Origin of the sequence: Actinomadura sp. J1-007 (assembly GCF_009793335.1) — a bacterium.
Lineage (GTDB): Bacteria > Actinomycetota > Actinomycetes > Streptosporangiales > Streptosporangiaceae > Spirillospora > Spirillospora yumaensis.
Window position 1 is genome coordinate 4,268,566 of the sequence record NZ_WING01000001.1, and the last position, 24,185, is coordinate 4,292,750.

Sequence of the window (24,185 nt, forward strand, 5' to 3'; positions counted from 1 at the left end):
TAAGGACGCCTCGTGGACCTGTTCGAACATCAGGCGAAGGAACTCTTCGCCGAGTACGGGGTACCGGTGCCCACCGGCAAGGTCACCCATACTCCCCAGGAAGCCCGGGCCATCGCGGAAGAGCTGTTCGCCGCGGGAAGCTCGAAGGTCGTCGTCAAGGCCCAGGTGAAGACCGGGGGCCGGGGCAAGGCCGGTGGCGTGAAGCTCGCCGACACGGCGGACGAAGCGGAGACGCTCGCCGGCCAGATCCTCGGCATGGACATCAAGGGCCACACGGTCCACAAGGTCCTGGTCGAAGAGGGCAGCGCGATCGCGCAGGAGTACTACTTCTCCTTCCTCCTCGACCGCGCCAACCGCACCTTCCTCTCCATCTGCTCCGTCGAGGGCGGCGTGGAGATCGAGGAGGTCCCGCACGACCGCCTCGGGCTCGTGCCGATCTCGCCGCTGGACGGCGTGGACCGGGCCAAGGCGCGGGAGATCGCCGAGAAGGGCCGCCTCCCGCGGGAGGCCCTGGACGGCGCGGCCGAGCTGATCGAGCGCCTCTGGGCCGTCTTCACCGACGAGGACGCGACCCTCGTCGAGGTCAACCCGATGATCCTGACCTCCGACGGCCAGGTGAAGGCCCTCGACGGCAAGGTCTCCCTCGACGACAACGCCGCGTTCCGCCAGGAGCACGCCAAGCTGGAGGACAAGGCCGCCGCCGACCCGCTGGAGGCCGCGGCCAAGGCCAAGGACCTCAACTACGTCAAGCTCGACGGCTCGGTCGGGATCATCGGCAACGGCGCGGGCCTGGTCATGTCCACCCTCGACGTGGTGTCGTACGCGGGCGAGGAGTTCGGCGGGCAGAAGCCGGCCAACTTCCTCGACATCGGCGGCGGCGCCTCCGCCGAGGTCATGGCCAACAGCCTGGAGATCGTCCTGTCGGACCGCGACGTCAAGTCCGTCTTCGTCAACGTCTTCGGCGGCATCACGGCCTGCGACGCCGTCGCCAACGGCATCGTGACCGCCTACAAGCTCCTCGGCGAGCGCGGCGAGACGGTCAACCGCCCCCTGGTCGTCCGCCTCGACGGCAACAACGCCGAGCTCGGGCGCAAGATCCTCAACGACGCGGCGCTGCCCGGCGTCCAGCAGGTCGACACCATGGACGACGCGGCCAAGCGCGCCGCCGAACTCGCTGCGGCAGGTGCATGACAATGGCCATCTGGCTCACGGAGAACAGCAAGATCATCGTTCAGGGCATCACCGGCTCTGAGGGCATGAAGCACGGCCGCCGGATGCTCGCCGCGGGCGCCAAGGTCGTGGGCGGCGTCAACGCCCGCAAGGCCGGCCAGAAGGTCGACTTCGACGGCACCGAGGTCACCGTGTACGGCACCGTCGCCGAGGCCATGTCGGCCACCGGCGCCGACGTGTCGGTGGTGTTCGTCCCGCCGAAGTTCACCAAGGACGCCGTGGTCGAGGCGGTCGACGCCGGGATCCCGCTCTGCGTGGTGATCACCGAGGGTATCCCGGTGCACGACACGGCCTACTTCTGGGCGTACGCCGAGTCCAAGGGCAACACGACCCGGATCATCGGCCCCAACTGCCCCGGCATCGCGTCCCCCGCCGCGTCCAACGCGGGCATCATCCCCGCCGACATCACCGCCCCCGGCCGCATCGGCCTGGTGTCCAAGTCCGGCACGCTGACGTACCAGATGATGTACGAGCTGCGCGACATCGGCTTCTCCACCTGCGTCGGCATCGGCGGCGACCCGGTCATCGGGACCACCCACATCGACGCGCTCAAGGCGTTCCAGGACGACCCCGGCACCGACGCGATCGTGATGATCGGTGAGATCGGGGGCGACGCCGAGGAGCGCGCCGCCGCCTACATCGAGCAGCACGTGACCAAGCCGGTCGTCGGCTACGTCGCCGGGTTCACCGCCCCCGAGGGCAAGACGATGGGCCACGCCGGCGCCATCGTGTCCGGCTCCGCCGGCACGGCGCAGGCGAAGAAGGAGGCCCTGGAGAAGGTGGGCGTCCGGGTCGGCAAGACCCCGAGCGAGACCGCCCGCCTGATGCGCGAGGTCATGAAGAACCTCTGACCCTGTCCCCGCCAGGGGATCAAGGCACGAAAGACGCCCGAGCCGCACCCCGGCCCGGGCGTCTTTCGTTGCCGCACCCGTCCGGGCGGGGCGGCGGGCGTTCACTGGTGGGCGGTGGCCAGGCGGACGGCGAAGGCGATGAGCAGGGCGCCGGTGACGCGCTCGACCGACGCGCGGACGCGGGGGCGGCGCAGGAGCCGGCCGAGGCGGTCGACGGCGGCGACGTAGCCCGCGAACCAGGACAGGTAGAGGGCGATGAAGACCAGGGAGAGCAGCAGCGCCCGCGCCCACGGGGCCGCGCCGTCCGGGTCGATGAACTGGGGGAGGAACGTCACGAAGAACAGCGCGATCTTGGGGTTGAGGGCGTTGGACAGGAACCCCGCCGCAGCGCCGTCAGGGGCGGCACGGCGGCGCGCTCCGGCTCGTCGGCGGCGGGCGCGGCCTCGCGGCGGGTGCGGGCGGCGGTGCGGAGGGTCTGCACGCCCATCCACACGAGGTAGACCGCGCCGACGGCCTTCATGACCGTGAACGCGGTGGCGGAGGCGAGCAGCAGGGCCGACAGCCCGGCGGACGCGGCGGCGCCGTGCACGGTCAGCCCGAGCACGCCGCCGAGCGTCGCGAGCAGGCCCGCCCGCCGCCCGCCCGTGAGGGCGCTGCGGGTGATCAGCGCCATGTCCGGGCCGGGGATCACGACCAGCACGATCGCGGCCAGCGTGAAGGTGAGCATGATCCCATTAGCGGTACGGCGCGGCGCACCGTCAACGGGCCTGGACGACAAAGACGACACGCCGGACGCGCGGGCCACCGGCGCGGGGCCGGGCTGTCAGCATGGGGGCGTGAGCGACCTGAACCCTGGACGGCGCGCCATCCCGGACCGATCCGAGCCGTCGCGCGCGGCGTCCGGGCAGGCCGCCGAGCCCGGCCCCGCCGACGCCGCGCCGCCCGCGGCCCCCGCCGCGAACCGCCCGCTGTACGTGACGGGCCTGGTCGCGGCGCTGTGGTGCGTCGGCATCGGCCTCGCCGTGCTCACCACGATCACGCTCATCGGCTGGATCGCCGCGCCCCGCACCGCGCTCGGCTCGGGCCTGCCCGGGGTGTTCAGGACGGCCGTCAACTTCTGGCTGATGTCGCACCACGCGGGCTTCTCCAGCGGCTCGGGCCGGGTCGGGCTGCTGCCGCTCGGCGTGCTGGTCCTGCCGGGCGCGCTGCTGTACCGCAGCGGCGGCTGGATGATCAGGGTCGGCGGGATGCCGGCCCGGCACCGGTCCGGGGTGGTGCACGTCGCGCTGGCGCTGGCCGCGCCGTACGCGGCGCTGTCGGGCCTGCTGGCGCTCGCCGCGAGCTCGCAGTCGCTGCGGCCCTCGGCCTGGCAGGCGCTGGTCGCGTGCTTCGTCGTCGCCGCCGTCGCGGGCGGCCTCGGCGCGGCGCGGGCCGTCGTCGCGATCGCCGCGCGGGGACGGCGGGTCAGGTCGGGCCTCGGCGCGCTGCTGCGGCTGCTGCCGGGACGGGCCCGTTCGCTGGTCATCGGCGTCGCGGGCGCGACGGCGGTGCTGATGGCGGCGGGCGCGGTCCTGGTCGGCGGCTCCCTCGCGGCGCACCTGGGCGAGGCCGACCGCGTCTACTCCTCGATGGCGCCCGGCATCGTCGGCGGCGTCCTGCTCCTGGTGGTCGAGCTGGCGTTCCTCCCGAACGCGGTGATCTGGGGCATGGCGTACGCGATCGGGCCGGGCTTCTCGGTCGGCGCGGGCACGAGCGTGTCGCCGACCGGGGTGTTCCTGGACGTGGTGCCGGTGTTCCCGCCGCTCGCGGCGCTGCCCGAGGCGGGCCCGGCGCCCGCGGTGTCGCTGGTCGCGCTCGCCGCGCCGTTCGTCGCGGGCGCGGTCGGCGGCGTCCTGACGATCCGCGCCATGCCGAGCCCGGTGTACGAGGGCGCGCCGCTGTGGGGCTTCGTGTCGGGGGCCCTGACGGGCGCGGTGGTGGCGCTGCTCGCGGCGCTGTCGGGCGGCCCGCTGGGGGACGGGCGGATGGCGACGGTCGGCCCGTCGGCCTGGCAGGTCGGGCTGATGGCGGCCCTGGAGGTCGGCATCGCCTCGGCGATCGCGGCGTGGGTCGCCAACTGGAGGATCCTGCGCGCGCCGGCCGTTCCCGATGTCGGCGCGGAGGCGCGCAAGCGCACGAAGGGCAAGGCCCAGGCGAAGGCCCCGGAGAAGGCCGCCGCGCCGCTCCCCGCCCCGCCCGCCGAGGAACGGCCCGTCCGGACGGAGCCCGCCGCCCCGGCCGCCCCCGAACGTCCCGCCGCGCCCGCCAGGTCGCCGTACGCGCCGGACCCGCTGGAGTTCGAGGAGGCCGAGCCCGTTCTCGCGCCGCGCCGCCCGCGCGGCCGGGGACGCGCGGAGGAGCCGCTGCCCGAGCTGATCGAGGAGACCGCGCCCCAGCCCGCCGCCAAGCCGGCCAAGTCCGCCAAGTCCGCTCGGTCCGCCAAGTCCGTCCCGCCGGACGAGTCCGGGCCCGAGCCCGCCGCCGAGGCGCAGGCCCCGCCCGCCGCCTCCTCAGGGCCCGAGCGGTACGAGTCGTCCGGCCTTGAGACGCTGGAGGACGAGCCGCAGCCGGACGAGCCGCCCCGCCGCGAGCCCCCGCGCCCCGCCGCGACGGACGCCGGCACCGACGTCCCCGCGCCCCGGGACGACCCCGAGCGCACCGAGACCCGAGGCGGCGCGATCTACGTGCTCAGAGACGAGCCCCGCGACGACTGAACGCCCCGGCCCAGCGGCGTCGGGGGCTCAGTCGGGGGCTCAGAAGAGGTCGCCGTAGCCCTTGAGCTCGCCCTTGGGCAGGTGGAGCTTCTTCTCCAGGTCGCGCGTGAAGGTGTCGTTGCACACCTTCTCGTCGGCGCGGGTGTTGGCGGAGTCCATGCAGTCCTGCTTGGCGCTCAGCTCGGGCCAGAGCCAGGCGTTGACGCCGATCGAGATCGCCGCGAGGACGAGGCTGACCGAGGCGAGGACGATGCCGGGGGTCGCGCCGGGCGCGGTGCCGTGCCGTCCCCTGGACCGCCGGTGGGCCTTGATCCCGATGACGAGCGCGGCGATGCCGAGCACGAGGCCGCCCGGCGGGAAGAACAGCGAGAACACCACCGCGGCGATCCCGAGCCACAGCGCACGCCGTCCGGCGGGGTCGGCCGGGCCGTTCACCGGAGGCCGCCCCAGCGGCCCGGGGCCGGGGCCGGGCGCCTGCGGGCCCGGTCCGGGCTGGCCGGGACCCGGCCGCCCCGGGCTCTGCGGCTGCGGCGCACCCGGGCGGGCCGGGGCCTCGATGCCGTTGCCGGTGTCCTGGCGGGGCCCCTCGCCCTGTCCCGGCTGCTCACTCACTCGTTCCTCCTGGGCGGTGCCGATGCGTGCCGACGCGGTGTCGATGCGGTGTCGTTTCTGGGGCGCACAGCAGGGCCGATAGGCTGCGTTCTGGCTTGCGAACCCCACCGTCCACCAGGGAGTCATGGTGCCCGCCCGGCTCGTCGTCCTCGTCTCCGGCGCGGGGACCAACCTACAGGCGCTGCTCGACGCGTGCGCAGACCCAGAGTACGGGGCCCGCGTCGTGGCCGTGGGCGCCGACCGCTCCGGCACCGGCGGCGTCGAACGGGCCGAACGGGTAGGGCTGCCCACGTTCACCGTCCGGATCCCCGACTTCGGCGACCGCGCCGCCTGGGACGCCGCCCTCGCCGAGGCCGTCGCCGCGCACGAGCCCGACCTGGTCGTCTCGGCCGGCTTCATGAAGATCCTCGGCCCCCGCTTCCTCGAACGGTTCGGCGGCCGCACGGTCAACACCCACCCGGCGCTGCTGCCCTCGTTCCCGGGCGCGCACGCGGTGCGGGAAGCCCTGGCGTACGGCGTCAAGCTGACGGGCTGTACCGTGCACTTCGTCGACGAAGGCGTGGACACCGGGCCCGTCATCGCCCAGGAGGCCGTTCCGGTCGGCTGGCATGACGACGAAGACTCCCTGCACGAGCGCATCAAGGGTGTGGAGCGACGGCTCCTGGTCGACGTCGTCGGGCGGCTGGCCCGCGACGGATGGACGGCCCGCGGCAGGCGGGTCTCCATGAAGTGCAGGACGTGCAGTGATTCGTCGGATGATGAGGGGAGCTCGGCCGGTGAGTCGGGTGGCGATTAAGCGCGCGCTGATCAGCGTGTACGACAAGACGGGTCTGGAAGATCTGGCCCGCGGGCTGCACGAGGCCGGGGTGGAGATCGTCTCCACCGGCTCCACGGCGGGGCGGATCGCCGCCGCCGGCGTGCCGGTCATGAAGGTCGAGAAGCTGACCGGGTTCCCCGAGTGCCTGGACGGCCGGGTCAAGACCCTGCACCCGAAGGTGCACGCGGGCCTGCTCGCCGACCGGCGCAAGGAGGACCACCTCCAGCAGCTCGAGGACCTGCACGTGGAGCCGTTCGACCTGGCGGTGGTGAACCTCTACCCGTTCGCCGACACCGTCGCGTCCGGCGCCCGGCCGGACGAGTGCGTCGAGCAGATCGACATCGGCGGCCCGACCATGGTCCGCGCCGCCGCGAAGAACCACGCGTCCGTCGCGGTCGTGGTCGACCCCGCCGCGTACGAGGCGGTGATCGAGGCCGTCGCGCAGGGCGGGTTCACGCTGGAGGAGCGGCGCCGGATGGCGGCGCTGGCGTTCGCGCACACCGCCGCGTACGACGTGGCCGTGGCCTCGTGGTTCGCCGGCGTGTACGCCCCGGACGCGACCGCCTCCGAACGGAAGTGGCCCGACTTCCTCGGCTCGACGTGGCGGCGTTCCACCGTGCTGCGCTACGGCGAGAACCCGCACCAGCGCGCGGCCCTCTACACCGACGGCACGGGCGGCCTGGCCGGGGCGCGGCAGCTCCACGGCAAGGAGATGTCCTACAACAACTACGTGGACGCCGACGCGGCCCGCCGCGCCGCGTACGACTTCGACGGGCCCGCCGTCGCGATCATCAAGCACGCCAACCCGTGCGGGATCGCGGTCGGCGCCGACGTCGCCGAGGCGCACCGCAAGGCGCACGCCTGCGACCCGCTGTCGGCGTACGGCGGCGTGATCGCGGTGAACGCGCCCGTCACCGCCGAGATGGCCCGCCAGGTCTCCGAGGTGTTCACCGAGGTGCTGGCCGCCCCGGCGTTCGAGGACGAGGCGCTGGAGATCCTCACCCGCAAGAAGAACATCCGGCTGCTGCGCTGCCCCGAGGGCCCCGCGAACGCCACCGAGTTCCGCCGGATCGACGGCGGCGTGCTGGCCCAGTCCGTCGACCGGGTCGACGCGCCCGGCGACGACCCGTCCGCCTGGGAGCTGAAGACGGGCCCCGCCGCCGACGAGGCGACGCTGCGCGACCTGGCGTTCGCGTGGCGGGCGTGCCGTTCGGTCAAGTCCAACGCGATCCTGCTCGCCGCCGACGGGGCCACCGTCGGCGTCGGGATGGGCCAGGTCAACCGGGTCGACTCGGCCAAGCTCGCCGTCGCGCGGGCGGGCGAGGAGCGCGCGGCGTCCGCGGTGGGCGCCTCCGACGCGTTCTTCCCGTTCCCCGACGGCCTGGAGGTCCTGGTCGCGGCGGGCGTGCGCGCCATCGTCGAGCCGGGCGGCTCGGTGAACGACGACAAGGTCATCGAGGCCGCGGAGAAGGCCGGGATCAGCCTCTACTTCACCGGCGTCCGCCACTTCTTCCACTGAGCCGCCGGCCGCGCGGGCCCGTACCGCCCCGGTACGGGCCCCGCGCCGGGGAGTCGCACGATCGGGGCGGTTTTACGTTTCCGCGTAGGTAGCCTCTACCTGGTCGCGCCCCCGTCCCCTCCTTCCCGGGGCGCCCGTCCGCCGTTGGAGGTGTGATGGACTCTCTCGTCGCCCAGCTCCTGGGGATCACGACGCAGTGGGCCTCGTTGATGATGGAGTCCCGGCACGTGGTCGGCCTGGTCGCCGCCGTGCTGGCCGCGGTCCTCGCCGCCCAGCTCGGCTGGCACGGCACCGACCGGATCATCGCCTGGCGCGAACGCCCCGACGAGGACTGACCCCCTTCCGGCGTGGTCAGCGGAGGCGGGCGCGGAGCGCGGCGCGGGCCTCGGGCCACTCGGTGTCGATCATCGAGTACGTGGCGGTGTCGCGGTACGTCCCGTCCGCCAGCAGCCGGTGCTTGCGGTGGATCCCCTCGAACGACGCGCCGAGCCGCTGGATCGCCGCGCGCGAACGCTCGTTGCGGATGTGGGTGTGCCACACGACCCGTACGGCTCCGAGGTCCTCGAAGGCCCGTCCCATCAGCAGCAGCTTCGACTCGGTGTTGACGCCCGTCCGGTGCCAGGGCGCCCCGAGCCAGGTGTGGCCGATCGCGACGGCCCGGTTGACGGGATCGACCTCGTAGTACGAGGTCGTCCCGGCGACCTCCCCGGTGGCGGCGTCCAGCTGGACCCACGGCACCTGCGCCCGCAGCTCGTACGCCGCGAGCATCTTCTCGACGAGCGCCCGCATCCCCGCGACGTCCGCGGGCTGGCGCATGCTCAGCCACGTCCAGACGCCGGGGTCCTTGCCCGCCGCGAGCAGCCCCTCGGCGTGCTCCGGCGCCAGCGGCTCAAGCCGGACGTACCTCCCGTTCAGGACGGGCCTGTCGAACCACGTGTCGCTCATGGCCGCCACGCTAAGCGCCCCGGCCCGGCGCCCGGCAGATCCACTTCGGCCCGATTCCGGGAATCCACTACGCCCTCCCACCTGCGGTGACGTACCTCACCCGGCGGGCGGCGGCCGCGCGGCGACCGCGGCGGAGCGGCACGCCGGGCCCGCCGGATACGATGGGCGTTTCACGCGACTGGCGCGGTCAAGGTGGACGACCACCGGGGAGCGAACGACAGTCCGTGCACCGCGCGCCTGGGTGGACGGGACCCGAGCCGGGCTCGGTCCTGCCCGAGGCCCCGGCGAGAGCGCGGAGGTACGACATGACGGCACAGATCCTGGACGGCAAGGCCACCGCCGCGGAGATCCGCGCGGACCTCACGACCCGCGTGGCGGCGCTCCGCGACCGGGGCGTCTCGGTGGGCCTCGGCACGGTGCTGGTCGGCGACGACCCCGGCAGCCACTCCTACGTCAACATGAAGCACCGCGACTGCGCCGAGGTCGGCATCGAGAGCATCCGCCGCGACCTGCCCGCCGACGCGTCCCAGGACGACGTCGAACGCGCCGTCGCCGAGCTCAACGCCGACCCGGCCTGCACCGGCTACATCGTCCAGCTCCCGCTGCCGAAGGGCCTGGACGAGCAGCGCGTGCTGGAGCGGATCGACCCGCTCAAGGACGCCGACGGCCTGCACCCGATCAGCCTCGGCCGCCTCGTCCTCATGCAGCCCGGCCCGCTGCCCTGCACCCCGAAGGGCATCGTCGAGCTGCTCCGCCGCTTCGACGTGCCGCTGCGGGGCGCCGAGGTCGCGGTCGTCGGCCGCGGCATCACCGTCGGGCGCTCGCTCGGCCTGCTGCTGACCCGCCGCACCGAGAACGCGACGGTCACCCTCTGCCACACCGCCACCCGCGACCTGGCCGCGCACACCCGCCGGGCCGACATCGTCGTGGCCGCCGCGGGCGTCCCCGGCCTGATCACCGCCGACATGGTCAAGCCCGGCGCCGCCGTCCTCGACGTCGGCGTCTCCCGCGTGGACGGCAGGCTCGCGGGCGACGTCGACGCGGGCGTCCGCGAGGTCGCCGGCTGGGTCGCGCCCAACCCCGGCGGCGTCGGCCCCATGACCCGCGCCATGCTCCTGGCCAACGTCGTCGAGGCCGCCGAAGCCGCCGCCCGCGCCTGACCCGCCCGCCCCGCACGTCCGTGCGTGTCCTGCGCGGGCCGCGCGCGTCCTGCGCGTTTCCTGCGCACGTCCGTGCGTGTCGTGCGTGGGCGGTGCGTGTGTGTTCTGCGCTCGGGCTTGCGGGTCGGTCTTCGTGTCCGGGGGCGCCGCCTTTCGCCTGCCGTTCGCCGCGGGGCGGAGGGACGGGGGAGAGGGAGCGCGGTTCGGGCGGGCATGCGGACGGGGCCGCGCCTCCTCCTGCGCGGCCCCGTCCATCGGGTCGAGCGATCGCCCTCGCGTTGCGCTGCCTAAGAGGGCGACCGCAAGTTCACCTCAGCTCGCCCGGCGGCCCGCCGTTCCGGCGGCCGGACGGCCCGGGCCGGTGACGTGGCCGGGGGCGTGACCCGGTGGTCCCGGGCGGCGGGCCTCAGGGCGCCCGACGCCCGTTCCCCGGCCGTCCATCGGGGGCGGCCCTGCTGGGGCACGTGCACCGGGGGCAGCGGCCGGACGAGGCCCATCGCGATGACCTCGTTGGCGAGCCGCGTACGGCGGTTGGCCCCTTCGGGGATCCGGAACTTCTGGTAGAGCCGCAGCAGGTGCTGCTTGACCGCGGCCTCGGTGACGACGAGATCGGCGGCGATCTCCCTGGCGGTGGCGGGGGCGACGAACGCCTCGTCCGACAGGGCCGGCCTGCACAGCGAGGTGAGCACGTCCACCTCGCGGCGGGTGAGCTCGGGGGCGACGGCCCGCCGCAGCTCGACGTCAGGATCGACCTCCTCCCGGGGGATGCCCCCCATGCGGCAGCGCGCCGTGCCGAAACTCACGACGTCACCGTCCTCCAGCACACGGCGGGCGATCGGCCGGCCGTTGACTCGGGTCCCGTTGCGGGACAGGCCCATGTCGACGACGTAGACGTACGGCCCGCGCCGCACGATCTCGGCGTGCAACCGGGATACGCTCGGGTCGTCGAGGCGGATGTCGACTCCTCTCCCTCTCCCGACCGTCGTAACGTCGGGGCGCAGCGGCATCACCAGCCCGCTGTCCTCGATCCGCATGAACGGCCCCTCCACGGCAGTCCTCCCAGCTAGTTAGCGACCCCTGTCTGCCGGGTTACCCGGCCGCGTCGGCGTCACACCCTCCTACCGGCCGGTAGCCCCGATGGCACAAGGGATTCAGCGCCCATACGAGACCCATTGGCACCATCCGGGCACGGTCTCTCGCGGCCCCGGGTCCGGCGCCGGGGGGAATGTCCCGCCATGTCGGTGCGGCCCGCGAGGCTGTCGTGGCGGGGCGCCGATGGCATTACCGTTGGAGTCCGGAGAACGTCTCGCTGAGCGGAGTGCGCGAGCATGAGCACCGAGGTGCACCGGCGGCGCCGCAGGGCGCCGCGCGGGCGGGGCGCGGCCCCGCACTGGCTGGGCCGGCTGCCCTACCTGATCGTGCTCGGCGGCGTCGCGGCGGGCCTCACCCTGTGCGCGTTCGACTACTTCCGCAAGGGCTCGGGCCTGATGGCCGCCGCGCTGCTGTTCGGCGCGCTCGCCCGGCTGCTGCTGCCGGAGTCGCAGCTCGGCCCGCTCGCCGTGCGCAGCCGCCCGGTCGACTGCTGGACGCTGGTGATCCTCGGCGAGGCCGTCGCGTTCGTCGCGCTGAGCGTCCCGCCCATGAACAAGACCGGCCTGGTCCTCGCGGGCGCGTTCGGCGTCCTGATCGCGCTCGCCCTGCTGGTCCGCGCCGCCCGCTTCCTGATCGCCGAACGCCGCGCCAACGCCCCCGGACGGCCCCGCTCGCACGCCGCGCCACCGCGCCCCTGACTCGCGCGGCTCGTCCGGTGGCGGTCGGTGGCGTCCGGTGGCGGAGCGCTCCGCGCCGGGTGCGGACGGTGGTTCAGGGCCGCTGAGGTGGTAGGACTGGACTGGAGTCCAGGTCAGGTCTAGACCTCATCGGGGCCTCGGCTAGCCTTGCCAGTTGAGCCTTACAAGGACTGCTGGCCGGTGTAGGAAAGGGACAGCAACAGCATGCCCAAGATCAAAGTAGCGGGCCCCGTCGTCGAACTCGACGGCGACGAGATGACCCGGATCATCTGGAAATTCATCAAGGACCAGTTGATCCTGCCGTACCTCGACGTCGATCTGAAGTACTACGACCTCGGCATCGAGTACCGCGACGCCACCGACGACCAGGTGACGGTGGACGCCGCCAACGCCATCAAGCAGCACGGCGTCGGCGTGAAGTGCGCCACGATCACGCCCGACGAGGCGCGCGTGGAGGAGTTCGGCCTGAAGAAGATGTGGCGTTCGCCCAACGGGACGATCCGCAACATCCTCGGCGGCGTGATCTTCCGCGAGCCGATCGTCGCGTCCAACATCCCGCGCCTGGTGCCGGGCTGGACCAAGCCGATCATCATCGGCCGGCACGCGCACGGTGACCAGTACAAGGCCACCGACTTCGTCGTCCCCGGCCCGGGCACGGTCACCATGACCTACACGCCCGAGGACGGCTCCCAGCCGATGGAGTTCGAGGTCGCGAAGTTCCCGGGCGGCGGCGTCGCCATGGGGATGTACAACTACGACGACTCGATCCGCGACTTCGCCCGGACGAGCATGCGGTACGCGCTGGAGCGCGAGATGCCGCTGTACATGTCCACGAAGAACACGATCCTGAAGGCCTACGACGGCCGGTTCAAGGACATCTTCCAGGAGATCTTCGACGCCGAGTTCAAGGCCGACTTCGACGCCAAGGGCCTCACCTACGAGCACCGGCTCATCGACGACATGGTCGCCGCCGCGCTCAAGTGGGAGGGCGGCTTCGTCTGGGCGGCCAAGAACTACGACGGCGACGTGCAGTCCGACACCCTCGCGCAGGGGTACGGCTCGCTCGGCCTGATGACCTCCGTGCTGATGACCCCGGACGGCAAGACCGTCGAGGCCGAGGCCGCGCACGGCACGGTGACCCGGCACTACCGGCAGCACCAGCAGGGCAAGCCGACGTCGACGAACCCGATCGCGTCGATCTTCGCCTGGACGCGCGGCCTGGAGCACCGGGGCAAGCTGGACAACACCCCCGAGGTCGTCGACTTCGCCCGCAAGCTGGAGGCCGTCTGCGTCGAGACGGTCGAGGGCGGCCAGATGACCAAGGACTTGGCCCTGCTCGTCGGCAAGGACACCTCCTGGCTGACCACCCAGCAGTTCCTGGAGGCCCTGGACACCAACCTCCAGAAGAAGATCAACGGCTGACCCCGCCGACGCCGCGCGGCCCCGCGCCGTGCGGCGACGGCACCGGCCGGCTCGCCCGCAGCGGGTTCCGAAGGCCGCCCCGGACACCCCGGGGCGGCCTTCGCCGCGTCCGGCCCCTTTCGGCGCGGGCGGGCGGTGGGCCGACACTCCGGGAGCCGTACGGGTACCTGGGCGGCGCGGGGGGCGGCGTGCGCGATAGCCTGGCTCGTGGAGTATCTCGATGACGAGAGACCCCGGTGCGGGCCCGCGACGAGCACCGCCCGCCAGGTCACGCCGGGACGACAAGAGAAGGCCGCCTGAGCCCCGTCAGGTCACAGCAGGAGAAGTGAAGGCAATGACTCGCACCCCAGTCACAGTCACCGTCACCGGCGCCGCGGGCCAGATCGGCTACGCGCTGCTGTTCCGCGTCGCGTCCGGTCAGCTCCTCGGGCCGGACGTACCCGTACGCCTGCGCCTGCTGGAGATTCCGCAGGCGGTGAAGGCCGCCGAGGGCACCGCCATGGAGCTGGACGACTGCGCCTTCCCGCTGCTGTCCGGTGTCGACATCTTCGACGACGCCACCAAGGCGTTCGAGGGGACGAACGTCGCGCTGCTGGTCGGGGCGCGGCCCCGCACCAAGGGCATGGAGCGCGGCGACCTGCTGGAGGCCAACGGCGGGATCTTCAAGCCGCAGGGCGAGGCGATCAACGCCGGCGCCGCCGACGACGTCAAGGTCCTGGTGGTCGGCAACCCGGCCAACACCAACGCCCTGATCGCCCAGTCGCACGCGCCGGACGTCCCGGCCGGGCGGTTCACCGCGATGACGCGCCTGGACCACAACCGCGCGCTCGCGCAGCTCTCCAGGAAGGCCGGGGTCGCGGTCTCCGACATCCGGAAGATGACGATCTGGGGCAACCACTCCGCGACCCAGTACCCCGACCTGTTCCACGCCGAGATCGGCGGCAAGAGCGCCGCCGAGGTCGTCGGCGACCAGTCCTGGCTGGAGAACGACTTCATCCCGACCGTCGCCAAGCGCGGCGCCGCGATCATCGAGGCGCGCGGGGCGTCGTCCGCCGCGTCCGCCGCGTCGGCCGCGGTCGACCACGTGCACACCTGGGTGAACGGCACCGCCGACGGCGACTGGACCTCGATGGCCGTGGTGTCGGACGGCTCGTACGGGGTGCCCGAGGGCCTGATCTCCTCGTTCCCGGTCACCACCAAGGACGGCGAGTGGGAGATCGTCCAGGGCCTGGAGATCGACGCGTTCTCGCGCGCCCGCATCGACGCCTCGGTGAACGAGCTGGCCGAGGAGCGCGACGCGGTCCGCAAGCTCGGCCTGATCTGAGCCCCGTCCGCCTGAACGGCCGTCCCGCTCGTTCCGCCCGATCGGCGGCGCGGCGGTGGGGAGCCCCGGACCGCCGGCGGTCCGGGGCTCTTTCGCGCGCAAGGGGCCTCAACCAGCCGGTACCGGTCGCTAGGGTGTGATCGCTCTGAACGGTGATGGGGGAGGCGTACGGGTGGCGGAACGGTCGTTCCAGGTTGATCTACGCGGCGTGGTGGACCTGCTGAGCCGCCATCTCTACGCGAGCCCGCGGGTCTACCTGCGGGAGCTGCTCCAGAACGCGGTGGACGCGATCACCGCCCGCGGCGCCGGGCCCGGCCGGGTGACGGTCGAGACCGGCGGCGGGATGCTGCGGGTCAGCGACGACGGGATCGGGCTGACGGCGGACGAGGTGCACACGCTGCTGGCCACGATCGGCCGTTCGTCCAAGCGCGACGAGCTCGGGTTCGCGCGGCACGACTTCCTCGGGCAGTTCGGGATCGGGCTGCTGTCGGCGTTCCTGGTCGCCGACGAGATCGAGGTGGTGACGCGGTCGGCGCGGGGCGGCGACGCGGTCCGCTGGACGGGCCTTTCCGGCGGCAGCTACCGGGTCGAGCCCGCCGAGCGCGACGAGCCGGGCACGACGGTCACGTTGCACGCCAGGCGCGGGGCGGCGGAGCTGCTGAGCCCGCCGGTCGTCGCCGACCTCGCCCGCGCCTACGGCTCGCTGCTGCCCGTCGAGCTGACCGTGGACGGCGTGCCGATCACCGGGGACGGGCCGCCGTGGCGGGCGCCGCACCCCGACCCGGCGCGGCGGCGCCGGGCGCTGGAGGAGTACTGCGAGGAGCTGTACGGGTTCACGCCGTACGACGTGATCGACCTGGACGTCCCGGAGGCCGGGCTGACCGGGGTGGCGTTCGTGCTGCCGCAGGCCGTGCCGCCGACCGCGCGGGCCGCGCACCGCGTGTACCTCAAGCGGATGCTGCTGGCCGAGGGCGTGGAGGGGCTGCTGCCCGACTGGGCGTTCTTCGCGCGCTGCGTCGTGGACGCGGGGGAGCTGCGGCCGACCGCGAGCCGCGAGGCGCTGTACGAGGACGAGCTGCTCGAATCGGTGCGGCACTCCCTCGGCGAGGCCCTGCGGCAGTGGCTGGTGCGGATCGCGGAGACCGACCCGGCGCGGCTGCGCGGGTTCCTGCGGCTGCACCAGCTCGGCGTGAAGGCGATGGCGCTGCACGACGACGACATGCTGCGGATCGTCGACCGCTGGCTGGACTACGAGACGTCCGCCGGGCCGATGACGCTGGCGGAGTTCCGGCGGCGGCACCCCGGCGGCCGGTTCACCACGAGCGTGGAGGAGTTCCGGCGGCTGTCGGCGGTGGCGGGCGCGCAGGGCGTCGGGCTGGTCAACGGCGGCTACGTGCACGACACGGAGATCATCGAACGGCTCCCGGCGATCGACCCCGACATCCGGCTGTCCCGGCTGGACGCGGCGGAGCTGGCGACCTCGTTCGGGCTGCTGGACCCGGCGGAGGAGCTGGCACTGAGGCCGTTCCTGGCGGCGGCGCGGCGCGCGCTGGAACGGCTCGGCTGCGAGGTGGTCGTCCGCGACTTCGACCCGGCGTCGCTGCCCGCGCTGTACCTGACCAGCCGCGACGCGCGGCACCGCGAGGAGCTGGCGCAGGCCGTGGAGGCGGCGGACGAGCTGTGGGCGGGCGTGCTCGGCGCGGTCGGCGCGGCGTCCGGCGGCGTCGACCGGCCGCAGCTCGTGCTGAACTACCGCAACCCGCTGACCAGGCGCGTCACGGCGCTCGGCGAGGGCGGGCCGGTCGAGCCGGCCGTCCAGGCGCTGTACGGGCAGGCGCTGCTGCTCGGCCACCATCCGTTGCGGCCCGCCGACACGGCGGTGCTGAACCGTTCCTTCATCGGCCTGCTGGAGTGGGCCGTGCACGCCCCGGAGGCCCCCTGATGAGCACGGACGACGTGTACGCGCTGATGTCCCGGGCGGAGGAGCTGCCCTACGGGGAGGCCCGCACCGTCCTGGTGGAGGACGCGCTGCGCCGGGCCGAGGCGACCGGCGACGACGTGCTGGCGTTCCGCGTGCGGGTGCGGCTGACCGACGCCTACCAGTACGGCGGGGAGCCCGCGAAGGCGTTCGCGACGTTCAGCCGGACGCTGGCCGACCACGACCGCGACCCGGGGCGGTACGACGAGCAGCGCGCTCTGCTCTGGCAGATGAAGGCGGCGGTCAACTCGCTGACGCTGTTCCCGGAGATCCCGCTGGACCGGGCGTACGCGGTGCTGGACGACATGGAGCGGCGGTACCTGGCGAGCGGGCACAGCCTCCAGGCGGTCCACCACCACCGCAACGTGGTGGCGCGGCACGTGGGCGACGGGTCGGCCGACCGGTGGTTCGAGAAGTGGCGGGCCGCCGAGCGCGACGAGCTGTCGGACTGCGCGGGCTGCGACCCGACCGGGATGGTGCGGCACCTGGCGGGCGCCGGACGGTACGAGGAGGCGGCCGAGATCGCCGCGCCCGTGCTGCGTTCGGAGCTGACCTGCAACGAGCAGCCGCAGTCCGTCCAGACCGCGATGATGCCGGTCTACCTGCGCACCGGGCGCGGCGACGAGGCCCGCGACGCGCACCGCCGCGCCTACCGGGTGCACCGCGCGCGGCTCGCCGACCTCGGCGATGTCGCCGAGCACCTGGAGTTCTGCGGGGTCACGGGCAACGAGGCGCGCGGGCTGGAGATCCTGGAGCGGCATCTCGGCTGGCTCGACCGGGCGCCGAGCCCGCACGCGGAGATGCGGTTCGCCGCGGCGGCGGCGCTGGTGCTGCGGCGGCTGGAGGAGGCCGGGCACGGTTCGGCGGCCGTCCGCCGTCCGGCCTCGGGCGACCGCGCGGCGGCGGACGTGCCGGTGCCGGAGCTGCGCGCCGACCTGACGGCCCGCGCGCTGGAGACGGCCGCCCGGTTCGACGCGCGCAACGGGACGCCGCACCAGGGCGACCAGGTGCGGGCGACGCTGGACGCCGAGCCGGTCGTCGCGTTCCTGCCGCTCGCCGACCACCACCGCCGCCCCGCGCCCGCCCCCGCGCCCGCGCCCGCGCCCGCGCCCGCGCTCGCATCGTCGGACGTGCCCGCCGCCCCGGACGACGAGGTGGCCGCGCTGGACGACCTCGACGCGCTGCTGGACGCCGGCGAGGGAACCAGGACCGAACACGACCGGCGGAGGGCGCTCGCGGCGTGGCGGCGGTTCGACGACCTCGCGGCCGGGACGGAGCCGACGCCGCTCCAGCGGGCGCGCCGCCTCGACGGGCAAGGCATCGAGCGGGTCATGGCCGGCGACCGGGAGGGCGCGGTCGCGTGCTGGGACGAGGCGTCCCGGCTGTTCGGCGAGCTCGGCGACGACGCCCGCAGGCACCGGGTGCTCAGCCGGCGCGGCGCGACGCGGGTCGGCCTCGGCGACGAGGGCGGGCTGGCGGACGCGACCGCCGCCGCCGACCACTTCGCCGCGCGGCCGACCGCCGACGGCGCGGCGACGGGCGCGCTGCTGCGCCTCGCCACCGCCCTCCTCGAACTCGACCGTCCCGCCGACGCCCTGGCCGCGCTGGACCGGGTGGACCCCGCCGACGCCCCGGACGCCGCCGTGGAGGTCGATTTCGTGCGCGGCCGGGCGCTGCTGGCGTCCGGCGACGTGGACGGGGCCGTGGCGGCCCTGCGCCGCTCCCTCGCCGCGGCCCGTTCGGCGGACGACCCGGAGGAGGTGGCCCGGCCCGCGCTGATGCTCGTCCAGACCCTGACGCGGTTCGTGCCCGGCGGGGCGGACCAGGCCGATGAGGTCCTCGGCCTGGCCGACGAGGCCCTCGCCGCGCTGACCGGGCCGTCGCCGCTGCGCGCGATGGCGCACACCGAGCGCGGCCTGGCGCTGCTCGCCGCCGACCGTCCCGCCGACGCGGTCGCCGACCTGGCCGAGGGCGTCGCGGGCTGGACGGCGGAGGGCCTGCACCCGCAGGCCGTCGGCCTGCGCGTGGACCTCGCCGCCGCCTACCACGCCGCCGGCCGCCACCTGGAGGCCGCCGAGGTGGCCGAAGAGGCGCTGCCCGCCCTCACCGGCCCGGACGACGCCGAGTCCGCGCACCGCGCCCGCCTGATCCTCGCGCACGCGCAGAAGGAGATGGGCGAGGAGGAGGCGGCGGCCGGGTTCGCGGCCCTCGCCGAGGACGCCGCGAAGGCCGGACGGCACGACGCGGTCGCGCACTTCCTTGAGGAGGCCGGGGGCGTCCTCACCGCCCTCGACATGGACGCCCTGGCCGCCGAGCGCTACGCCGCGTCCGCCGAGGCGTACGAGGAGGCTGGCGACCCGTACGGCACCGTCCGCACCCGGCGGCGCGCCGCGCTGTGCCTGCTGTGGAGCGGGGACACCGCCGCGGCCGTGACCGCGGCCGAGGAGGCCCGCGCGGCGCTGCCCGGCCTGCCCGCCGGCAACGAGCCCGCGCGGATCTGGGAGACCGCGCTCGTCGCGTTCGACCAGGCCCGGATCCTCGCCGAGGCCGGACGCCTGGAGGACGCGGAGTCGTGCGCCTCCGCCGCGGTCGACGGGTTCAGCACGCTGGACGAGACCGAGCCCGCCGAGCAGGCCGAGCAGCTCCGCCAGCAGATCAGGGCCGCGATGGGCTGACCGCCGCACCCCGCCGGGCGCGACCGCCGCACCCCGCCGGGCGCGACCGCGCGGTCAGCGGGTGCGGCGGGCTCCGTCGGACGGGGCCGCCTCCAGGAAGGCGGGCGGCTCCCAGGACCGCTTGGCGTACGCGGCGCCGATCGCCTCGCGGACGTCCCCGGCGCGGTCCGCGGGGGCGAGGACGATCGCGGAGCCGCCGAAGCCGCCGCCGACCATCCGGCCGCCGCGCGCGCCCGCGCGCATCGCGGCCTCCACGGCCGTGTCGGCCTGCGGCCAGGAGATCTCGAACTGGTCGCGCAGCGACAGGTGCGAGGCGGTCAGCATCGCGCCGAGCTCGGCGACGGCGCCCGCGCGCAGCAGGCCGGTGGCGGCCTCGACGCGGTGGTTCTCGGTGACGACGTGCTGGACGCGGCGGCGCAGCACCGGATCGCGGAGCGAGGCGAGCGCGCCCGCGAGGTCCTTGACGTCGCGCAGGGCGGGCACGCCGAGCTCCGCCGCGGCCCGTTCGCACTCGGCGCGGCGCCCGGCGTAGTCGCCCGCGGTCAGCGAGTGCCGGGCCCGCGTGTCGACGACCAGCAGCGTCAGCCCCGCGTCGCCGGGCGCGAACGGCACGTGCGACGACAGGCCGCTGCGGCAGTCGAGCATGAGCGCGCTGCCCGCGCGGCACAGCAGCGACGCGGCCTGGTCCATCAGCCCGCACGGGACGCCGACGTGCTCGTGCTCGGCCCGCTGCGCCAGCCGCGCCAGCTCGGGCCGTTCGACGTGCACGCCGGACAGCTCGCACAGGGCGAGGGCCGTCGCGCACTCCAGCGCGGCGGACGACGACAGGCCCGCGCCGCGCGGCAGGTCGGAGTCGATCAGCAGGGACGCGCCGCCGGTCCCGTACGGCGCGAGGACGCGGGCGACGCCCGCCGGGTAGGCGGCCCAGGCGTGCTCGGCCGGCCACCCCTCGGCGGTGATCGGACCGCCCGCGACCGGGGCCCGCACCGCGTCGCCCGGGGCCTGGCGCGACCTGACCTCCAGCACGCCGTCGCTCCGGGCCGCGGCGGCGACGGACACGCCCTGGGCCAGCGCGAACGGCAGCACGAACCCGTCGTTGTAGTCGGTGTGCTCGCCGATCAGGTTGACGCGGCCGGGAGCGTGCCAGACCCCTTCGGGAGCGTGCCGGAACGCCTCGGTGAACGCCGCCGCGAGCGCGTCCGGATCCAGGGGGGCGGTCATCGCGACTGGATGAAGGCCCAGGCGTCGGCGACCATCGTGCGCAGGTCGCGCTCGGGCTTCCAGCCGAGCGCCGACCTGATCTTGTCGGAGGACGCGACGAGCACGGCGGGGTCGCCCGCGCGTCGCGGGCCCGCGACGACGGGGACCGGGTGCCCGGTCACCTCGCGGCACACCTCGATCACCTCGCGGACCGAGTAGCCGGCGCCGCTGCCGAGGTTGAAGATCTCGTGGGCGCCCGGCGCGCACGCCTCCAGGGCGAGCAGGTGCGCCTCGCCGAGGTCGACGACGTGGATGTAGTCGCGCAGGCAGGTGCCGTCGGGCGTCGGGTAGTCCTCGCCGAAGACGTTGACCGACTCCTTCTCGCCCGTCGCGACCTTGAGCACGTTGGGGATCAGGTGGGTCTCGACGGTGTGCCGCTCGCCCTGCTCCCCGCGCGCGCCCGCGACGTTGAAGTAGCGCAGCGAGACGCCGCCGAGGCCGTGCAGCCGCGCGTACTCGCCGATCGTGGTGTCGATCGCGAGCTTGGACGCGCCGTACGGGTTGGTCGGGCGGGTCGGCGCGGTCTCGGGGATCGGCGTGGACTCCGGCTCGCCGTACGTCGCGGCGGTGGAGGAGAACACGATCCTGCCGACGCCCGCGCGGCGCATCGCGTCGAGCAGGGCGAGGGACTCGCCGAGGTTGCCGTCCCAGTACAGGCCGGGCTTCTGCACCGACTCGCCGACCAGGGACCTGGCGGCGAAGTGCAGCACGGCGTCGAACCCCGCCCCGTCCAGCGTGGCGAACGCGGCGTCGCGCAGGGTGCCGCGGACCAGCCGGGCGCCCGCGGGGACGGCGTCCTCGTGCCCGGTGGACAGGTCGTCGAGCACGACGACCTCGTGCCCGGCCTCCAGGAGCTGGGCCGAGACGACGCTGCCGACGTAGCCGGCGCCTCCGGTGACGAGCAGCTTCACGGACGGACCTCCAGGATCGCGGACGGCGGGACGGCGGGGCGGCATGCCGATCTCGGCCGACGGGTGCGTCACAGGCTATCCGCAACCGGGACCGGGGAACGATGAACGGATGGACCGGACATCGGGCGGGGCCCTCGGGCGTCCCGCCGCCCCCGCCGGCTCGCCCGGCCGCTCGCCGCACTGCTGTCCCGGTCGGCCGACCTCGCCGCGTTCCTCTCGGGCGACGACCTCCGCGCGTCCCGCCGCCAGGTCACGCCGGAGCGGATGCGGGAGATGGTCGCCGCCAACACCCAGCTCACCGCCGAGGAGCGCGCGCTCATCGAGGAGGTCTTCGCCGCCGGGCGCCGCCCGCTGCGCGAGGTGCTGGTGCCGCGTACGGAGGTGGAGTTCCTGGACGCGGCGCTGCCGCTGTCGACCGCGGCCCGGATCGCCGCCGTCAGCCCCCACTCGCGGTTCCCGGTGTGCCGCGGCTCGCACGACGAGGTCATCGGGTTCGTGCACATCCGCGACCTGCTCGTGCCGGAGGTCGCCGACCGGGGCGTCCCGGTCGGGGAGCTCGTCCGGCCGGTGAAGTTCCTGCCGCCCTCCAAGCGGGTGCTGCCGGTGCTGTCGGAGATGCGCCGCGAGCGCTGCCACCTCGCCATCGTGCTGGACGAGTACGGCGGGACCGCCGGGATCGTCACGCTGGAGGACCTGGTCGAAGAGCTGATCGGCGACATCACGGACGAATATGATGTGGACGACGCGCAGGCGCGACGCCTGCACGGCGGGGTGGTCGAGGTCGACGGCCTGCTCAACCTGGACGACTTCGCCGCCGAGACCGGCGTCCGGCTGCCCGCCGGGCCCTACGAGACGGTCGCCGGCCACATCATGGCGGCCCTCGGGCACGTCCCCGCCGAAGGCGATTCGGTGGAGTGCGCCGGCCGCCGGCTCGCGGTCGCCCGCATGGACGGCCGCCGGGTCGCCCGCGTGCGCGTCACACCGCTGCCCGCGCCCGCTCCGGCGGCGCCGGGCGAGGGCGCGCGGCCCCCGGCGGGCGGGGGCGTCCCGGCGGACGGGCGGCCGGCCGTGACGGACGGCGCCCGGCCCGGCGGCGCGCCTGGCGGTCCATCCGTCGACACCGCCTCCACCGAGGTCTGAGAGAATCGGTCTGTGCACATGTCCGAAGCGTCCAGTTCCCACGGCGCCGCAACCGGCACGCCGGCCCCGCGGGTGTTCTCCGGCATCCAGCCGACCGCCGACTCGTTCCACCTCGGCAACTACCTCGGCGCGCTGCGGCAGTGGGTCGCGATGCAGGACACGCACGACGCGTTCTACTGCGTGGTGGACCTGCACGCGATCACCGTCGAGCACGACCCGGCCGCGCTGCGCCGCCGCACCCGGGTCGCCGCCGCCCAGCTCCTCGCGATGGGCCTGGACCAGGACCGCTCCACCCTGTTCGTGCAGAGCCACGTCCCCGAGCACGCCGAGCTGGCGTGGGTGCTCGGCTGCCTCACCGGGTTCGGCGAGGCGGGACGGATGACGCAGTTCAAGGACAAGTCCGCCAAGCAGGGCACGTCCGGCACGACCGTCGGGCTGTTCACCTACCCGGTGCTCCAGGCGGCCGACATCCTGCTCTACACGCCCGACCCCGGCCCCGGCGAGGCCGCCCTCCAGGTGCCGGTCGGCGAGGACCAGCGGCAGCACCTGGAGCTCAGCCGCACCCTCGCGCAGCGCTTCAACCACCGGTTCGGCGCGACGTTCGTGGCGCCCGAGGCGTACATCCCGAAGGGCGCCGCCAAGATCACCGACCTCCAGGACCCGACGGCCAAGATGAGCAAGTCGGCCTCGTCCCCGCAGGGCATCGTGGACGTGCTGGAGGAGCCCGGCCCGATGCGCAAGAAGATCATGCGCGCGGTCACCGACACCGGCTCCGAGGTCCGCTACGACGAGGAGAGCAAGGCGGGCGTCACCAACCTGCTGCGGATCTTCTCCGCCCTGGAGGGCACCTCCGTCGAGGACCTGGAGCGCCGGTACGAAGGCTCCGGCTACGGGCAGTTCAAGAAGGACCTGGCCGAGGTCGTCGTCGACGCGTTCACCCCGATCCGGGAGCGGACGCTGAAGCTGCTGGACGACGAGGAGCAGCTCGACCGGCTCCTCGCCCAGGGCGCCGGCCGCGCGTCGGCGGTCGCCGCGCGGACCATGGAGATCGTGCGCGATCGGGTGGGATTCGTGGGACGTGGCCACTGACCGGGCCACCGACCGGGTGACCGGCCGGGCCCCGGGCCCGGCCGCCGGCCCGGCCTCGGGCCGGGTCGTCGACGGGGGCACCGACGGCGCGGCCCGCGACCGCACCATCGGCGTGGCGATCCCCATCCCCGAGCCGTTCGGCGGCGAGCTCCAGCGCATCAGGGCGTCGTTCGGCGACCCGCTCGCCGGCGCGATCCCGACGCACATCACGCTGCTCCCGCCGTCCACCGTGGACGGCGCGGCGATGGGCGCGATCGAGGAGCACCTGAGGGAGATCGCCCGGACGGAGCGGGCGTTCCCGATCCGGCTGCGCGGCACCGCGACGTTCCGGCCCGTGTCGCCCGTGGTGTTCGTCGCGCTCGCCGACGGCATCGACGGCTGCGCGCGGATCCAGCGGCGCGTGCTGTCCGGCCCGCTCGACCGCAAGCCGGCGTTCCCCTACCATCCGCACGTGACGATCGCCCACCACCTGCCCGACGAGGTCATGGACCGGGCGTTCAAGGAGCTGGCCGACTACCGCGCCGACTTCGAGGTGTGGGGGTTCTCGCTGTACGAGCACGGCGAGGACGGCGTCTGGCGGCCCCAGCGCGACTTCGCGTTCGGCGCCGGCGCCGCCGGGCCGCGCACCGAAGAGGACTGCCCGGACGAGTGAGCGAAGCAGCGGCCCGCCGCCCGTCCGGATCACCGACCGTGCACCGCCCGATCACCC

General features: G+C 74.4%; 21 protein-coding genes and 1 pseudogene. 15 read left to right on the top strand and 7 right to left on the bottom strand.

The window, feature by feature from the left end; genetic code table 11:
- Positions 1-12 precede the first annotated feature (12 nt).
- The gene (sucC, locus tag GEV43_RS19485; protein WP_160821917.1) at positions 13-1,191 is read left to right on the top strand and encodes an ADP-forming succinate--CoA ligase subunit beta; all 1,179 of its coding nucleotides are present in this window, start codon (positions 13-15) and stop codon (positions 1,189-1,191) included.
- A 2-nt stretch (positions 1,192-1,193) separates the two neighbouring features.
- Positions 1,194-2,081, top strand: coding sequence for a succinate--CoA ligase subunit alpha (gene sucD / locus GEV43_RS19490; protein WP_160821918.1), 888 nt, complete (start codon positions 1,194-1,196; stop codon positions 2,079-2,081).
- Between the two features lie 101 nt (positions 2,082-2,182).
- Here the strand turns inward: sucD and GEV43_RS53250 are convergent, their stop codons facing one another.
- Together GEV43_RS53250 and GEV43_RS53255 are read right to left on the bottom strand one after the other, a co-directional pair.
- Positions 2,183-2,416 carry a LysE family transporter gene (locus GEV43_RS53250; protein WP_206681540.1) on the bottom strand — a complete coding sequence of 78 codons (234 nt, stop codon included), beginning with the start codon at positions 2,414-2,416 and terminating at the stop codon, positions 2,183-2,185.
- Positions 2,413-2,808: a LysE family translocator gene (locus tag GEV43_RS53255; RefSeq protein ID WP_254715867.1), complete on the bottom strand. Its 396-nt coding sequence runs from the start codon at positions 2,806-2,808 to the stop codon at positions 2,413-2,415. The genes GEV43_RS53250 and GEV43_RS53255 overlap by 4 nt, the downstream gene beginning before the upstream one ends.
- Before the next feature lie 109 nt (positions 2,809-2,917).
- On the opposite strand from GEV43_RS53255, the gene GEV43_RS53830 reads away from it, so the two are divergent.
- On the top strand, positions 2,918-4,834 hold the full coding sequence (locus GEV43_RS53830; protein ID WP_175250093.1) for a DUF6350 family protein: 1,917 nt from the start codon (positions 2,918-2,920) through the stop codon (positions 4,832-4,834).
- 39 nt (positions 4,835-4,873) lie between these two features.
- On the opposite strand, the gene GEV43_RS19505 is transcribed toward GEV43_RS53830, so the two are convergent.
- Positions 4,874-5,446 carry a DUF4190 domain-containing protein gene (locus GEV43_RS19505; protein WP_160821919.1) on the bottom strand — a complete coding sequence of 191 codons (573 nt, stop codon included), beginning with the start codon at positions 5,444-5,446 and terminating at the stop codon, positions 4,874-4,876.
- A gap of 124 nt (positions 5,447-5,570) precedes the next feature.
- On the opposite strand from GEV43_RS19505, the gene purN reads away from it, so the two are divergent.
- The 3 genes from purN (at position 5,571) to GEV43_RS19520 (ending at position 8,117) form a co-directional block, all read left to right on the top strand.
- Positions 5,571-6,242 carry a phosphoribosylglycinamide formyltransferase gene (gene purN / locus GEV43_RS19510; protein ID WP_160821920.1) on the top strand — a complete coding sequence of 224 codons (672 nt, stop codon included), beginning with the start codon at positions 5,571-5,573 and terminating at the stop codon, positions 6,240-6,242.
- The gene (gene purH, locus GEV43_RS19515; protein WP_309239720.1) at positions 6,223-7,782 is read left to right on the top strand and encodes a bifunctional phosphoribosylaminoimidazolecarboxamide formyltransferase/IMP cyclohydrolase; all 1,560 of its coding nucleotides are present in this window, start codon (positions 6,223-6,225) and stop codon (positions 7,780-7,782) included. Before purN ends, purH begins: the two co-directional genes overlap by 20 nt.
- A 155-nt stretch (positions 7,783-7,937) precedes the next feature.
- Entirely contained in the window at positions 7,938-8,117 is a 180-nt protein-coding gene (locus GEV43_RS19520; RefSeq protein WP_160821921.1) for a hypothetical protein, read from the top strand.
- Between the two features lie 16 nt (positions 8,118-8,133).
- Here GEV43_RS19520 and GEV43_RS19525 read toward each other — a convergent pair whose 3' ends face one another.
- Positions 8,134-8,727 (bottom strand): GNAT family N-acetyltransferase, encoded by a 594-nt coding sequence (locus tag GEV43_RS19525; protein WP_160821922.1) that lies wholly within the window; start codon positions 8,725-8,727, stop codon positions 8,134-8,136.
- Between the two features lie 305 nt (positions 8,728-9,032).
- On the opposite strand from GEV43_RS19525, the gene GEV43_RS19530 reads away from it, so the two are divergent.
- On the top strand, positions 9,033-9,887 hold the full coding sequence (locus GEV43_RS19530) for a bifunctional methylenetetrahydrofolate dehydrogenase/methenyltetrahydrofolate cyclohydrolase (protein ID WP_160821923.1): 855 nt from the start codon (positions 9,033-9,035) through the stop codon (positions 9,885-9,887).
- Positions 9,888-10,360: 473 nt separating this feature from the next.
- Here GEV43_RS19530 and GEV43_RS19535 read toward each other — a convergent pair.
- Positions 10,361-10,936 (bottom strand): annotated as a pseudogene (locus tag GEV43_RS19535) (FHA domain-containing protein); the annotation flags it as partial.
- 279 nt (positions 10,937-11,215) lie between these two features.
- Here GEV43_RS19535 and GEV43_RS19540 point away from each other — a divergent pair.
- From GEV43_RS19540 to GEV43_RS19560, 5 genes are all read left to right on the top strand, one after another.
- Entirely contained in the window at positions 11,216-11,677 is a 462-nt protein-coding gene (locus tag GEV43_RS19540) for a DUF3017 domain-containing protein (RefSeq protein WP_160821924.1), read from the top strand.
- Positions 11,678-11,881: 204 nt separating this feature from the next.
- A complete protein-coding gene (locus GEV43_RS19545) occupies positions 11,882-13,099 on the top strand; it encodes an NADP-dependent isocitrate dehydrogenase (protein WP_160821925.1) in 1,218 nt (405 codons plus the stop codon).
- 334 nt (positions 13,100-13,433) lie between these two features.
- Positions 13,434-14,423, top strand: a complete 990-nt coding sequence (locus tag GEV43_RS19550; protein ID WP_160821926.1) for a malate dehydrogenase — start codon at positions 13,434-13,436, stop codon at positions 14,421-14,423.
- Positions 14,424-14,595: 172 nt separating this feature from the next.
- A complete protein-coding gene (locus GEV43_RS19555; protein ID WP_160821927.1) occupies positions 14,596-16,365 on the top strand; it encodes an HSP90 family protein in 1,770 nt (589 codons plus the stop codon).
- A complete protein-coding gene (locus GEV43_RS19560; protein WP_160821928.1) occupies positions 16,365-19,076 on the top strand; it encodes a hypothetical protein in 2,712 nt (903 codons plus the stop codon). The genes GEV43_RS19555 and GEV43_RS19560 overlap by 1 nt, the downstream gene beginning before the upstream one ends.
- 54 nt (positions 19,077-19,130) lie before the next feature.
- Here the strand turns inward: GEV43_RS19560 and galK are convergent, their stop codons facing one another.
- Together galK and galE are read right to left on the bottom strand one after the other, a co-directional pair.
- On the bottom strand, positions 19,131-20,297 hold the full coding sequence (gene galK, locus GEV43_RS19565) for a galactokinase (protein WP_160821929.1): 1,167 nt from the start codon (positions 20,295-20,297) through the stop codon (positions 19,131-19,133).
- Positions 20,294-21,247 carry a UDP-glucose 4-epimerase GalE gene (gene galE / locus GEV43_RS19570; RefSeq protein WP_309240021.1) on the bottom strand — a complete coding sequence of 318 codons (954 nt, stop codon included), beginning with the start codon at positions 21,245-21,247 and terminating at the stop codon, positions 20,294-20,296. The genes galK and galE overlap by 4 nt, the downstream gene beginning before the upstream one ends.
- 264 nt (positions 21,248-21,511) lie before the next feature.
- On the opposite strand from galE, the gene GEV43_RS19575 reads away from it, so the two are divergent.
- Genes GEV43_RS19575 through GEV43_RS19585 form a run of 3 tightly spaced genes read left to right on the top strand, consistent with a single transcriptional unit; the run spans position 21,512 to position 24,128 of the window.
- Positions 21,512-22,387: a hemolysin family protein gene (locus GEV43_RS19575; RefSeq protein ID WP_194252519.1), complete on the top strand. Its 876-nt coding sequence runs from the start codon at positions 21,512-21,514 to the stop codon at positions 22,385-22,387.
- Between the two features lie 18 nt (positions 22,388-22,405).
- The gene (gene trpS / locus GEV43_RS19580) at positions 22,406-23,476 is read left to right on the top strand and encodes a tryptophan--tRNA ligase (RefSeq protein WP_160824639.1); all 1,071 of its coding nucleotides are present in this window, start codon (positions 22,406-22,408) and stop codon (positions 23,474-23,476) included.
- Positions 23,466-24,128: a 2'-5' RNA ligase family protein gene (locus GEV43_RS19585; protein ID WP_309239721.1), complete on the top strand. Its 663-nt coding sequence runs from the start codon at positions 23,466-23,468 to the stop codon at positions 24,126-24,128. Before trpS ends, GEV43_RS19585 begins: the two co-directional genes overlap by 11 nt.
- Positions 24,129-24,185: the final 57 nt, after the last annotated feature.